A 12,588-nucleotide genomic window follows, 5' to 3' on the forward strand; every position below is an offset into this window, starting at 1 on the left:
CACCCCCACCACCGCCATCGCCCGCCGTGCCGGGACCCACCCCGACGAGACCCTCGCCAAGCTGTACGAACTCCACTCCCTCGGCTTCGTCGAACGCCACGGAGAGGGCTGGCGGTTGACGAACACCGCCACACAAGCGTCGAACGCGCGGCGAGGCGGTACTTGACCCGGAGCATTCGGGTGAAAAGGTGAAGGCGATGAACAATCGAGTTCTCTCGGTCGCGCCCGAGGGGCCGACCCGCGCCACGGCCCCGGTTCGAAGACATGACCGACGGCGTCCACCCGGAGCGGCGCGATCCACCGATGTTCGCTCACCGCGACGTCGCACTCACGCTACGCTCACCGGGATTCCCTCCAGGACGCCCACACCGACACACCCGACAGCAGAACGGCTCAAGGCAACGCATGCCCCAGCACACCTCCGGGTCTGACCGCGCTGCGGTGCCCCCAGCGGCCCGGGGCACCGTGCGACCGCCCGCGCCGACCTCCCTCGACGAGCTGTGGCGCTCGTACAAGGACACGGGCGACGAGCGGCTGCGGGAGCAGCTGATCCTGCACTACTCGCCCCTCGTCAAGTACGTCGCGGGACGGGTCAGCGTCGGACTGCCGTCCAACGTGGAACAGGCCGACTTCGTCTCCTCCGGCGTCTTCGGCCTCATCGACGCCATCGAGAAGTTCGACGTCGAGCGCGCCATCAAGTTCGAGACGTACGCCATCACCCGCATCCGCGGCGCCATGATCGACGAGCTCCGCGCCCTCGACTGGATCCCCCGCTCCGTCCGGCAGAAGGCGCGCAACGTCGAACGCGCCTACGCCACCCTGGAGGCCCAGCTCCGCCGCACCCCCTCCGAGGGGGAGGTCGCCGCGGAGATGGACATCACGCTGGAGGAACTGCACTCGGTTTTCAGCCAGTTGTCCCTGGCCAACGTGGTCGCCCTGGAGGAGCTGCTGCACGTCGGCGGCGAGGGCGGGGACCGGCTCTCCCTGATGGACACGCTGGAGGACACGGCCGCCGACAACCCCGTCGAGGTCGCCGAGGACCGCGAGCTGCGCCGACTGCTCGCCCGCGCCATCAACACGCTCCCCGAACGCGAGAAGACGGTCGTCACCCTCTACTACTACGAGGGCCTCACGCTCGCCGAGATCGGCCACGTCCTCGGCGTCACCGAGAGTCGCGTCAGCCAGATCCACACCAAATCCGTGCTTCAGCTCCGGGCCAAGCTGGCCGACGTCGGACGCTGAGCGCCGCGGTCCGGTCGTACAGTGGAGCCGTGCCCAGGATTCGAGCGGCCTCCGTGGCCGAGCACCGGACGATGCAGCGCGGCGCCCTGCTGGACGCCGCGCGTTCCCTGCTGTCCGAGGGCGGGACGGAGGCGCTGACCTTCCCCGCACTCGCCGAGCGCACGGGCCTCGCCCGCTCGTCGGTCTACGAGTACTTCCGGTCGCGTGCCGCCGTCGTCGAGGAGCTGTGCGCCGTCGACTTCCCGGTCTGGGCCGCCGAGGTCGAGCTGGCCATGGCCGACGCCGGGACGCCCCAGGGCAAGGTCGAGGCGTACGTCCGCAAGCAGCTGGAACTGGTCGGGGACCGGCGCCACCGCGCGGTCGTCGCCATCTCCGCCGGCGAGCTGGACGACGGCGCCCGCGAGAAGATCCGCGCGGCCCACGGCGGCCTCGTCTCCATGGTCGTCGAGGCGCTCGCCGCCCTGGGACAGCCCCGGCCCCGCCTGGGCGCCATGCTCCTCCAGGGCGTCGTCGACGCGGCCGTCCGCCGCCTCGAACTCGGCGCGGCCGAGGACCCCGCCGAGATCACCGAGGCGGCGGTCACGATGGCCCTCCACGGCGTCAACGGCTCCCCGGCCTGAGCACCCGGCCCCACCGTCCGGGTCTCCCGTGAGCCGGAACGTCCTCCTCCTGCCGCTGCCGGCCGGTCTCGTCTCGATCGACGACCTGCCCGCCGACCACGAGCCGCCTCCCGTCGGGAGCCGCGCCGACGTCCACGCCGCCCTGGAGGAAGCGTTCCCCGGCGCCGACCTCACCGACCCCGCGTGGGGCGAGCTGCTCCGCCGGAGACCTGCTCACGGACGGCGCCCCGGCCGGGCGGCACGCCTTCCGGGCGTTCGGGGACGGGGCCGGCACCTCCTAACCCCCGAGTGGCAGCAGCCGTGACGGGCCCCGTCTCGTCAGGAGCAGGGGGTTCAGGTAGTGGTCGCCTCTGAGGAGGCCCCAGTGGAGGCAGGTCTCCGGGCAGTGGGTGCCGGGGGTGACCCGGGCGATCGGAGTGCCCGCCGTGACGGTGGCGCCGACCGGGACCAGGGGGGTCACCGGGGAGAAGGTCGTGCGCAGCGGGGGAGTACCCGTGCCCGGGAGGGTCAGGGTGAGGACGCCCCGGCCGCCGACCGGGCCCGCGAAGGTCACCGTGCCCGCCGCGGGGGCCAGGACCGGGGCGCCCGGCGGTGCGGCGAGGTCGACGCCGCGGTGGCCCGCCGCGTACGGGCCCGGCGGCGGCTGCCAGCCGCGCACGATCTCGGGCGGGGGCGGGCCCACCGGCCAGAGGGCGCCGAGGGCCAGGAACAAGGCCGTGAGACAGGTCGTGAGGTGCATGGGGGAAGGCTCCCCGGGCCGTCCGTTCCATGGAGGTCGCGGACGTTTTCTGTGGACTGCTCACCGGTTGTGGACAGTGCCGTCACCCGTCGCCCCCGGGGTCCCGTACACTTCCTATGGCGACTCGGGTCACCGGGTCGACTTCGCACGCCCCGCCACGGTCCTCAGACGGTGGCAGCGCCTTTCGGTCCCTCGTGGGCATGGCGCGCCCGGGGCGTCAGGAACACAACCGAGAAACCCAAGGAGATACGGCCATGGCCGTCGTCACGATGCGGGAGCTGCTGGAGAGCGGCGTCCACTTCGGTCACCAGACCCGTCGCTGGAACCCGAAGATGAAGCGCTTCATCTTCACCGAGCGCAACGGCATCTACATCATCGACCTGCTCCAGTCGCTGTCGTACATCGACCGCGCCTACGAGTTCGTCAAGGAGACCGTCGCGCACGGCGGCTCCATCATGTTCGTCGGTACGAAGAAGCAGGCCCAGGAGGCCATCGCCGAGCAGGCGACGCGCGTCGGCATGCCGTACGTCAACCAGCGTTGGCTCGGTGGCATGCTCACCAACTTCTCCACCGTCTACAAGCGTCTGCAGCGCCTCAAGGAGCTCGAGCAGATCGACTTCGAGGACGTCGCCGCCTCGGGTCTCACCAAGAAGGAGCTCCTGGTCCTCTCCCGCGAGAAGGCCAAGCTGGAGAAGACCCTCGGTGGTATCCGCGAGATGCAGAAGGTGCCGAGCGCCGTCTGGATCGTCGACACCAAGAAGGAGCACATCGCCGTCGGTGAGGCGCGCAAGCTCCACATCCCGGTCGTCGCGATCCTCGACACCAACTGCGACCCCGACGAGGTCGACTACAAGATCCCGGGCAACGACGACGCGATCCGCTCCGTCACCCTGCTCACCCGCGTGATCGCCGACGCCGTCGCCGAGGGCCTCATCGCCCGCTCCGGCGCCGCGACCGGCGACTCGAAGCCGGGCGAGAAGGCCCAGGGCGAGCCGCTCGCCGAGTGGGAGCGCGACCTGCTCGAGGGCGAGAAGAAGGCCGACGAGACCGAGGCCCCGGCTCCGGCCGCCGCCGAGGCCGCCGAGGCCGCCGAGGTCCAGACCTCCGCCGAGACCGAGAAGGTCGCGGACGCCGAGGCCGCCGACGCTCCGGCCGAGGCCGCCGAGCAGGCCTGACCCTTCAGGACCAGGACCTTCGGGTGACGACGGCGGGGGCCCACGAAGCCCCCGCCGTCCACCCGTGGACCCGCCCGATCTTTCAGACTTCGAGAGAGAAACAGACTCATGGCGAACTACACCGCCGCTGACGTCAAGAAGCTCCGCGAGCTCACCGGCGCCGGCATGATGGACTGCAAGAAGGCCCTGGACGAGGCCGACGGCGACGTCGACAAGGCCGTAGAGGCCCTGCGCATCAAGGGCCAGAAGGGTGTCGCCAAGCGCGAGGGCCGCTCCGCCGAGAACGGCGCCGTGGTCTCCCTCATCGCCGACGACAACACCTCCGGCGTCCTCGTCGAGCTGAAGTGCGAGACGGACTTCGTCGCCAAGGGCGACAAGTTCCAGGCCGTCGCCAACCAGCTGGCCGCGCACGTCGCCGCCACCGCCCCGGCCGACCTGGAGGCGCTGCTCGCCTCCGAGATCGAGCCCGGCAAGACCGTGCAGGCCTTCGTGGACGAGGCCAACGCCAACCTCGGCGAGAAGATCGTCCTCGACCGCTTCGCGCAGTACGCCGACGGCTTCGTCTTCGCGTACATGCACCGCACGATGCCCGACCTGCCGCCGCAGATCGGTGTCCTCGTCGAGTTCGACAAGGCCGACGCCGCCGTCGCCAAGGGCGTCGCCCAGCACATCGCCGCCTTCGCGCCGAAGTACCTCACCCGTGAGGACGTCCCGGCCGAGGTCGTCGAGTCGGAGCGCCGCATCGCCGAGGAGACCACCCGCGCCGAGGGCAAGCCCGAGGCCGCGATCGCCAAGATCGTCGAGGGTCGCGTCAACGGCTTCTTCAAGGACGCCACGCTGCTCGGCCAGCCGTACGCCCTGGACAACAAGAAGTCCGTCCAGCAGATCCTGGACGAGGCCGGTGTCACCCTGAAGCGCTTCACCCGCATCAAGGTCGGCATCTGAGTCCGGTCGCGAACGCGACGGACACCGGACCCCGGTAGGGTCTGAAGCAGTCGTCCGCGCCCGCGCAGGACGACCGCAGATCTGACGAGGAGGCCATTGCCGCACGGGATACCGCGAGGACCCAAGGCAATGGCCTCCTTCGTATGTGCACGAGGAGAGCTCCATGAACCAGGGCGCCGTACAGGGCGACGACAACAACGGCAAAAAGGCCGGCCGCTACATGCTGAAGCTGTCCGGAGAAGCCTTCTCCGGCGGTACCGGCCTGGGCGTCGACCCCGATGTCGTGCACGCCATCGCGCGTGAGATCGCGGCCGTCGTCCGCGACGGCGCGGAGATCGCGATCGTGATCGGCGGAGGAAACTTCTTCCGCGGCGCCGAACTCCAGCAGCGCGGCATGGACCGGGCCCGCTCCGACTACATGGGCATGCTCGGCACCGTGATGAACTGCCTCGCCCTCCAGGACTTCCTGGAGAAGGAGGGCATCGACTCCCGCGTCCAGACCGCCATCACCATGGGCCAGGTCGCCGAGCCGTACATCCCGCTGCGCGCCGTGCGCCACCTGGAGAAGGGCCGCGTGGTCATCTTCGGCGCGGGCATGGGCATGCCGTACTTCTCCACGGACACCACCGCCGCCCAGCGCGCCCTGGAGATCGACGCCGAGGCCCTGCTCATGGGCAAGAACGGCGTCGACGGCGTCTACGACTCCGACCCGAAGCGCAACCCCGACGCGGTCAAGTTCGACGCGCTCGAGTACGGCGAGGTGATCGCCCGCGACCTCAAGGTCGCCGACGCCACCGCCGTCACCCTGTGCCGGGACAACAACCTCCCGATCCTCGTCTTCGAACTGCTCACCGAGGGCAATATCGCGCGCGCGGTGAAGGGTGAGAAGATCGGCACGCTCGTGAGCGACCAGGGCACCCGGGCCTGACCCGAACCGGGAACCGCCCCGCAAGGGGATGGACAGAGCCCTGCCGGTCGTACACCGTGCAGGACACAACGCGACGACACGCAGGAGCAAGTGGTGATCGAAGAGACCCTCCTCGAGGCCGAGGAGAAGATGGAGAAGGCCGTCGTGGTCGCCAAGGAGGACTTCGCCGCGATCCGCACCGGCCGTGCGCACCCGGCGATGTTCAACAAGATCGTGGCGGACTACTACGGCGCCATCACCCCCATCAACCAGCTGGCCTCCTTCTCCGTCCCGGAGCCGCGGATGGCCGTGGTGACCCCGTTCGACAAGAGCGCGCTGCGCAACATCGAGCAGGCGATCCGTGACTCGGACCTCGGCGTCAACCCGAGCAACGACGGCAACATCATCCGGGTGGTGTTCCCCGAGCTGACCGAGGAGCGCCGCCGCGAGTACATCAAGGTCGCCAAGGGCAAGGCCGAGGACTCGAAGATCTCGATCCGCTCGGTGCGCCGCAAGGCCAAGGAGTCCATCGACAAGCTCGTCAAGGACGGCGAGGTCGGCGAGGACGAGGGCCGCCGCGCGGAGAAGGAGCTCGACGACACCACCGCGAAGTACGTCACGCAGGTGGACGAGCTGCTCAAGCACAAGGAAGCCGAGCTGCTCGAGGTCTGATGAACGACTCTTCCTGGGATGCCCCGGCCGGTTCCGGCCGCGGGGGACCCCACCAGGGTCCCGCCCCGGCGGGTCCCGCACACGATCGGCACCGGGCGGCGCAGACTCGGCCCATGCCCATCGTGCCCGACGTTCCCACCGGCGGATTCCAGGACGGTCACGGCCGGGGGGCCGCTCACCCGAGCGGCCCCCTGTTCCGTGACGAGGCGCCGCACGAGCACCCGCAGGAGCCCATGCCCAGCCCCACCCCGCCTCCGCCGCCCGCGCCGCCGGCGCCACGGCAGAAGAAGAGCGCGGGGCGGAACCTGGGCGCGGCCATAGGGGTCGGGGTCGGCCTGGGCGCCGTCATCATCGCCTCGCTGTACATCTGGGCGCCGGCGTTCGTCGGGGTGATCGCGATCGCCGTGGTGGTCGGACTGTGGGAGCTGACCTCCCGGCTCCAGGAGCGCAAGCAGATCAAGGCGCCGCTGGTGCCGCTCGCGGTCGGCGGCGCGGCGATGGTCGTCGCCGGGTACGTGCGCGGTGCCGAGGGCGCCTGGGTCGCGATGGCCCTGACGGCGCTCGCGGTCCTGGTGTGGCGGATGACGGAGCCGCCCGAGGGCTATCTGAAGGACGTCACGGCGGGCGTGTTCGCCGCGTTCTACGTGCCGTTCCTCGCGACGTTCGTGGCACTGCTGCTGGCCGCGGACGACGGCCCGGAGCGGGTGCTCGCCTTCCTGATCCTGACGGTGGTCAGCGACACCGGGGCGTACGCGGTCGGCTGGCGCTTCGGCAAGCACAAGCTGGCGCCGAGGATCAGCCCCGGCAAGACCCGCGAGGGCCTGGTCGGCGCGGTGACGTTCGCGATGGCGGCGGGCGCGCTGTGCATGCAGTTCATGATCGACGACGGGATCTGGTGGCAGGGCCTGATCCTCGGCCTCGCGGTGGCGGCGAGCGCGACGCTCGGCGACCTCGGCGAGTCGATGATCAAGCGGGACCTGGGCATCAAGGACATGGGCACGCTGCTGCCCGGCCACGGCGGCATCATGGACCGGCTCGACTCGCTGCTGCCGACGGCCCCGGTGGTGTGGTTGCTGCTTGCGCTGTTCGTCGGCACCGGCTGACCTGCGGTTCTTCGGTCGAGGGGCCCGTTGTCCACAGGACGGCGGGTCCCTCTTCTCATCTCTGCGACACTGGTAGCACCATGCCCAAGCCCGGAGAACTCACTTTCGTCGCCCCCCGCGGAGCCAAGAAGCCGCCGCGGCACCTGGCCGACCTCACGCCCGCCGAGCGGAAGGAGGCCGTCGCCGCGATCGGCGAGAAGCCCTTCCGCGCCAAGCAGCTGTCCACCCACTACTTCGCGCGGTACGCGCACGACCCCGCCGAGTGGACCGACATCCCGGCCGCCTCGCGGGAGAAGCTGGCCGGGGAGCTGCTGCCCGACCTGATGTCCGTGGTGCGGCACATCTCGTGCGACGACGACACCACCCGCAAGACCCTGTGGCGGCTGCACGACGGCACGCTCGTGGAGTCGGTGCTCATGCGTTACCCGGACCGGGTGACCATGTGCATCTCCTCGCAGGCCGGCTGCGGGATGAACTGCCCGTTCTGCGCGACCGGGCAGGCCGGGCTCGACCGGAACCTGTCGACCGCCGAGATCGTGCACCAGATCGTGGACGGCATGCGCGCCCTGCGCGACGGCGAGGTCCCCGGCGGCCCGGCCCGCCTTTCGAACATCGTGTTCATGGGCATGGGCGAGCCGCTCGCCAACTACAAGCGGGTCGTCGGCGCCATCCGCCGGCTCACCGACCCCGAGCCGGACGGCCTGGGCCTGTCCCAGCGCGGGATCACCGTTTCCACCGTGGGACTCGTGCCCGCGATGCTGCGCTTCGCCGACGAGGGCTTCAAGTGCCGCCTCGCGGTCTCCCTGCACGCCCCCGACGACGAGCTGCGCGACACCCTCGTGCCGGTCAACACGCGCTGGAAGGTGCGGGAGGTCCTCGACGCGGCCTGGGAGTACGCGGAGAAGTCCGGCCGCCGGATCTCCATCGAGTACGCCCTCATCCGGGACATCAACGACCAGGCGTGGCGCGGTGACCTGCTCGGCCGGCTGCTCAAGGGCAGGCGGGTGCACGTCAACCTGATCCCGTTGAACCCGACGCCCGGTTCGAAGTGGACGGCGTCGCGTCCGGAGGACGAGAAGGCCTTCGTGGAGGCGATCGCGCGGCACGGCGTGCCGGTGACCGTGCGGGACACCCGGGGCCAGGAGATCGACGGCGCCTGTGGACAGCTGGCCGCCGCCGAACGCTGAGCTTGTACCCTGAGCTCGAACACATCTCCATATTCCGACAGGGGAGCGCCACAGCGCTGAGAGTGCGGTGTCCGTCAGACCGCAGACCCTCTGAACCTCGCCCAGGTCATTCTGGGTAGGAAGTTCGGTCGTAACTCAAGCTGTTGCGCCCTGCCCGCGACCGGCCCGCCGGTCGCGGGCGGGGCCGCGTCTCTTCCTGGTCACACCCAGGAGGAATCTCAGTGAGCACCAAGAAGATGGCCGCCGCCGCGCTCGCCGCGGCGCTGGGCGTCACGACCCTCGCCGCCTGCGGTACGGACGACGTCCGCGAGGCCGCGGGCAAGTCCGGCGCGCCCGCGCCGAAGACCGTGACGCTGGTGAGCCACGACTCCTTCAACGCCTCCAAGGAGGTGCTGGCGGAGTTCACGAAGCAGACCGGTTTCACCGTCAAGGTCCTGAAGGCCGGCGACGCCGGTGAGGCCGTCAACAAGGAGATCCTGACCAAGGGCTCCCCGCAGGGCGACGTCTTCTTCGGCGTCGACAACACCCTGCTCTCCCGCGCCCTCGACAACGGGATCTTCGTCGGGTACCAGGCGAAGGGGCTCGACCGGATCCCGGCGGAGTACCACCTGGACAAGGAGCACCGGGTGACGCCGATCGACTCCGGCGACATCTGCGTCAACTACGACAAGAAGTACTTCGCCGACAAGAAGCTGGCGCCGCCGGTGACCTTCGACGACCTGGCGAAGCCCGCGTACAAGGACCTGCTGGTGGTCGAGAACCCGGAGCGGTCCTCCCCGGGGCTCGGTTTCCTCCTCGGCACGGCGGCGGAGTACGGGGACGACGGCTGGCAGGCGTACTGGTCGAAGCTCAGGGCGAACGGCGTGAAGACCGTCGACAGCTGGGAGCTCGCCTACAACCAGGAGTTCTCCGGTTCGGCCGGCGGCAAGCAGGCCAAGGGCGACCGGCCGCTGGTCGTGTCGTACGCCTCCAGCCCGCCGGTCGAGGTGCTGTACGGCGAGCCGCAGCCGAAGGTCGCCCCGACCGGGGTGTCCACGGGGACGTGCTTCCGGCAGACGGAGTTCGCGGGCCTGCTGAACGGGGCGAAGAACCCCGAGGGCGGCAAGGCGCTGATCGACTTCCTGATCTCGAAGAAGTTCCAGGAGGACATGCCGCTCCAGATGTTCGTGAACCCGGTGGCGAAGGACGCGGTGCTGCCGGAGCTGTTCACGAAGCACGGTGTGGTCGTGGAGAAGCCGGAGACGATGGCGCCCGGGAAGATCGCCGAGAAGCGTGACGCGTGGATCCAGCAGTGGTCGTCGCTCGTCCTGAAGTAAGGCGCGACCCGCGCGGGAACGCGGCGCGGCTGGGGCTGATGGCCCTGCCCGTCGCGTTCTTCGCGGTGTTCTTCGCGTGGCCCGTCGTGTCCATCGTGGACCGGGGGCTGCGGCCCGGCGGGAGCTGGCGGTTCGGCCGGATCGGCGAGGTGCTGTCCCGGCCGGACATCCTCGACGTGCTCGGCTTCACCGCCTGGCAGGCGCTCGCCTCCACCGGCCTCACGCTGCTCGTCGCGCTGCCCGGCGCGTACGTCTTCGCCCGCTTCGACTTCCCCGGCAAGAGCGTGCTGCGGGCCGTGGTGACGGTGCCGTTCGTCCTGCCGACGGTCCTGGTCGGCACGGCGTTCCTGGCCCTCGTCGGCCGGAACGGGCTCACCGACGAGCTGTGGGGGCTGCGGCTCGACACCAGTGTGTGGGCGATCCTCCTCGCCCACGTCTTCTTCAACTACGCGGTCGTCGTCCGGACCGTCGGCGGCCTCTGGTCGCAGCTCGACCCGCGCCAGGAGGAGGCCGCCCGGGTCCTGGGCGCCTCGCGCTTCACGGCCTGGCGGACGGTGACGCTGCCCGCGCTCGTCCCGGCCGTGTCGGCGGCGGCCCTGATGGTCTTCCTCTTCACCTTCACCTCCTTCGGCGTCGTGCAGATCCTCGGCGGGGACGCGTACACGACCCTGGAGGCGGAGATCTACCGGCAGACCGCCCGGCTGCTCGACCTGTCGACGGCGGCGGTGCTGACCCTGGTGCAGTTCGTGGCGGTCGGCGCGATCCTCGCCGTGCACGCGTGGACGGTACGGAGGCGGGAGGCGGCGCTGCGGCTCGTGCCGCCCGAGCGGACCGCGCGCCGACCGCGCGGCGCCGGGCAGTGGGCGCTGCTCGGCGGTGTGCTGCTGTCGGTGGCATTGCTCGTCCTGCTGCCGCTCGGGGTGCTGGTGGAGCGCTCTTTCGCCGGTCCCGGGGGGTACGGGCTCGGCTACTACCGGGCGCTCGGCTCGCTCGACGAGAGCGGGACCTTCCTGGTGCCGCCCCTGGAGGCGATCGGGAACTCGCTGCGGTACGCGGTGGCCGCCACCGCCATCGCCGTCGTGATCGGCGGCCTCGCGGCGGCGGCGCTCACCCGGCGCGCCGGGCGGCTCGTCCGGGGCTTCGACGCGCTGCTCATGCTGCCGCTCGGGGTCTCCGCCGTCACCGTCGGCTTCGGCTTCCTCATCACGCTCGACGAGCCGCCGCTCGACCTGCGGGCCAGCTGGATCCTCGTCCCGCTCGCGCAGGCCCTCGTCGGCGTCCCCTTCGTCGTCCGGACGATGCTGCCGGTCCTGCGCGCGGTCGACGAGCGGCTGCGGGAGGCGGCGGCCGTGCTCGGCGCCTCGCCGTGGCGGGCCTGGCGGGAGGTGGACCTGCCGCTGGTGCGGCGGGCGCTGCTCGTCGCGGCCGGGTTCGCGTTCGCCGTCTCGCTCGGCGAGTTCGGCGCGACCGTGTTCATCGCCCGGCCCGACAGCCCGACGCTGCCGGTCGCGGTGGCCCGGCTGCTCGGTCGGCCCGGCGAGCTCAACTACGGCCAGGCGATGGCCCTCTCGACGATCCTGATGGTGGTGTGCGCGGTGTCCCTGCTGCTGCTCGAACGGCTCCGCACCGACCGGACCTCCGGGGAGTTCTGATGCTGAGACTCGACGGGGCGACCGTACGGTTCGGGGCGCGGGCCGTGCTCGACGCCGTGGACCTGGAGGTCGCCGACCACGAGACCGTGTGCGTCCTCGGCCCCAGCGGCAGCGGCAAGTCCACGCTGCTGCGGGCCGTCGCGGGCCTCCAGGCGCTCGACGCCGGCCGGGTGCTCCTCGACGGCGCCGACCAGGCCGGGGTGCCGACGCACCGCCGGGGCGTCGGGCTGATGTTCCAGGACCACCAGCTGTTCCCGCAGCGGGACGTCGGCGGCAACGTCGCCTTCGGGCTCCGGATGCGGGGGGAGGGGAAGGCCGAGCGGACGGAGCGGGTGCGGGAGCTGCTGGACCTCGTCGGCCTGCCGGGCGCCGGGCGGCGGTCCGTCGCGGCGCTCTCCGGCGGCGAGCAGCAGCGGGTGGCGCTCGCCCGGGCGCTCGCGCCCCGGCCCCGGCTCCTCATGCTCGACGAACCGCTCGGCCAGCTCGACCGGGGCCTGCGGGAGCGGCTCGTCGTGGAGCTGCGGCAGCTCTTCGGGCGGCTCGGGACGACGGTCCTCGCCGTCACCCACGACCAGGGCGAGGCCTTCGCGCTCGCCGACCGGGTCGTGGTGATGCGGGACGGGCGGATCGCCCAGTCGGGGACGCCCGTCGAGGTGTGGCGCCGCCCGGCCTCCGAGTTCGTCGCCCGCTTCCTCGGCTTCGACAACGTGGTGGCCGCCCGGGTCTCCGGGACGGTCGCGGACACCCCCTGGGGGAAGGTGCCGGTGCCGGCGGGCTCCCCGCAGGGCGAGCGGCGGCTCCTCGTCCGCCCCGGCGGAGTGCGGCCGGTCCCCGCCGGGGACGCCCCGGCCTGGACGGTGGAGTCCCGGACCTTCCGGGGCAGCCACGTCGTCGTACGGCTCCGCCCGGCCGACGGCCCGCCCCTGGAGGCCGAGCTCCCGCTGCGGGACGCCCTGGAGGAGGGCGCGGAGACGGGGATCGCCTTCCGGGCGGAGGACGTGGTGGTGCTGGGCGACGACCCCCGCTGAGG

At 71.3% G+C, this 12,588-nt stretch carries 13 protein-coding genes, 1 pseudogene and 1 riboswitch; of the genes and pseudogenes, 13 read left to right on the forward strand and 1 reads right to left on the reverse strand.

Going from position 1 to position 12,588, the window contains the following annotated elements:
* From ADL08_RS36825 to ADL08_RS25015, 4 genes and pseudogenes are all read left to right on the forward strand, one after another.
* A pseudogene (locus tag ADL08_RS36825) lies at positions 1 to 166 on the forward strand (DNA-protecting protein DprA); the annotation flags it as partial.
* 239 nt (positions 167 to 405) lie between these two features.
* Complete coding sequence (gene whiG, locus ADL08_RS25005) at positions 406 to 1,242, forward strand: RNA polymerase sigma factor WhiG (protein ID WP_053646708.1); 837 nt, start codon at positions 406 to 408, stop codon at positions 1,240 to 1,242.
* A 53-nt stretch (positions 1,243 to 1,295) separates the two neighbouring features.
* Positions 1,296 to 1,862 carry a TetR/AcrR family transcriptional regulator gene (locus ADL08_RS25010; protein ID WP_053646709.1) on the forward strand — a complete coding sequence of 189 codons (567 nt, stop codon included), beginning with the start codon at positions 1,296 to 1,298 and terminating at the stop codon, positions 1,860 to 1,862.
* A gap of 28 nt (positions 1,863 to 1,890) precedes the next feature.
* On the forward strand, positions 1,891 to 2,166 hold the full coding sequence (locus ADL08_RS25015) for a hypothetical protein (protein WP_053646710.1): 276 nt from the start codon (positions 1,891 to 1,893) through the stop codon (positions 2,164 to 2,166).
* On the opposite strand, the gene ADL08_RS25020 is transcribed toward ADL08_RS25015, so the two are convergent.
* Entirely contained in the window at positions 2,140 to 2,601 is a 462-nt protein-coding gene (locus tag ADL08_RS25020) for a murein hydrolase activator EnvC family protein (protein ID WP_053646712.1), read from the reverse strand. The two genes, ADL08_RS25015 and ADL08_RS25020, sit on opposite strands and share 27 nt — an antisense overlap.
* Positions 2,602 to 2,855: 254 nt before the next feature.
* Between ADL08_RS25020 and rpsB the strand changes: the two genes are divergently transcribed.
* The 9 genes from rpsB to ADL08_RS25065 all read left to right on the forward strand — a co-directional run bounded on the left by rpsB (position 2,856) and on the right by ADL08_RS25065 (position 12,586).
* Entirely contained in the window at positions 2,856 to 3,776 is a 921-nt protein-coding gene (gene rpsB / locus ADL08_RS25025) for a 30S ribosomal protein S2 (protein WP_053646714.1), read from the forward strand.
* A 108-nt stretch (positions 3,777 to 3,884) separates the two neighbouring features.
* Positions 3,885 to 4,721 (forward strand): translation elongation factor Ts, encoded by an 837-nt coding sequence (gene tsf, locus ADL08_RS25030; protein ID WP_053646716.1) that lies wholly within the window; start codon positions 3,885 to 3,887, stop codon positions 4,719 to 4,721.
* A gap of 163 nt (positions 4,722 to 4,884) precedes the next feature.
* Entirely contained in the window at positions 4,885 to 5,649 is a 765-nt protein-coding gene (gene pyrH / locus ADL08_RS25035; protein ID WP_053646717.1) for a UMP kinase, read from the forward strand.
* Positions 5,650 to 5,742: 93 nt separating this feature from the next.
* The gene (frr, locus tag ADL08_RS25040) at positions 5,743 to 6,300 is read left to right on the forward strand and encodes a ribosome recycling factor (RefSeq protein ID WP_053646719.1); all 558 of its coding nucleotides are present in this window, start codon (positions 5,743 to 5,745) and stop codon (positions 6,298 to 6,300) included.
* Entirely contained in the window at positions 6,300 to 7,403 is a 1,104-nt protein-coding gene (locus ADL08_RS25045) for a phosphatidate cytidylyltransferase (protein ID WP_053646721.1), read from the forward strand. Before frr ends, ADL08_RS25045 begins: the two co-directional genes overlap by 1 nt.
* 80 nt (positions 7,404 to 7,483) lie before the next feature.
* A complete protein-coding gene (gene rlmN, locus ADL08_RS25050; RefSeq protein WP_015036491.1) occupies positions 7,484 to 8,590 on the forward strand; it encodes a 23S rRNA (adenine(2503)-C(2))-methyltransferase RlmN in 1,107 nt (368 codons plus the stop codon).
* 29 nt (positions 8,591 to 8,619) lie between these two features.
* Positions 8,620 to 8,730, forward strand: a riboswitch (TPP riboswitch).
* 96 nt (positions 8,731 to 8,826) lie between these two features.
* Entirely contained in the window at positions 8,827 to 9,906 is a 1,080-nt protein-coding gene (locus ADL08_RS25055; RefSeq protein WP_053646773.1) for a thiamine ABC transporter substrate-binding protein, read from the forward strand.
* 38 nt (positions 9,907 to 9,944) lie between these two features.
* Positions 9,945 to 11,558 carry an ABC transporter permease gene (locus ADL08_RS25060; protein ID WP_053646723.1) on the forward strand — a complete coding sequence of 538 codons (1,614 nt, stop codon included), beginning with the start codon at positions 9,945 to 9,947 and terminating at the stop codon, positions 11,556 to 11,558.
* Complete coding sequence (locus tag ADL08_RS25065; RefSeq protein WP_053646725.1) at positions 11,558 to 12,586, forward strand: ABC transporter ATP-binding protein; 1,029 nt, start codon at positions 11,558 to 11,560, stop codon at positions 12,584 to 12,586. The genes ADL08_RS25060 and ADL08_RS25065 overlap by 1 nt, the downstream gene beginning before the upstream one ends.
* The last annotated feature ends 2 nt before the right edge of the window (positions 12,587 to 12,588 follow it).

This window comes from Streptomyces sp. NRRL F-6492 (assembly GCF_001280125.1).
Lineage (GTDB): Bacteria > Actinomycetota > Actinomycetes > Streptomycetales > Streptomycetaceae > Streptomyces.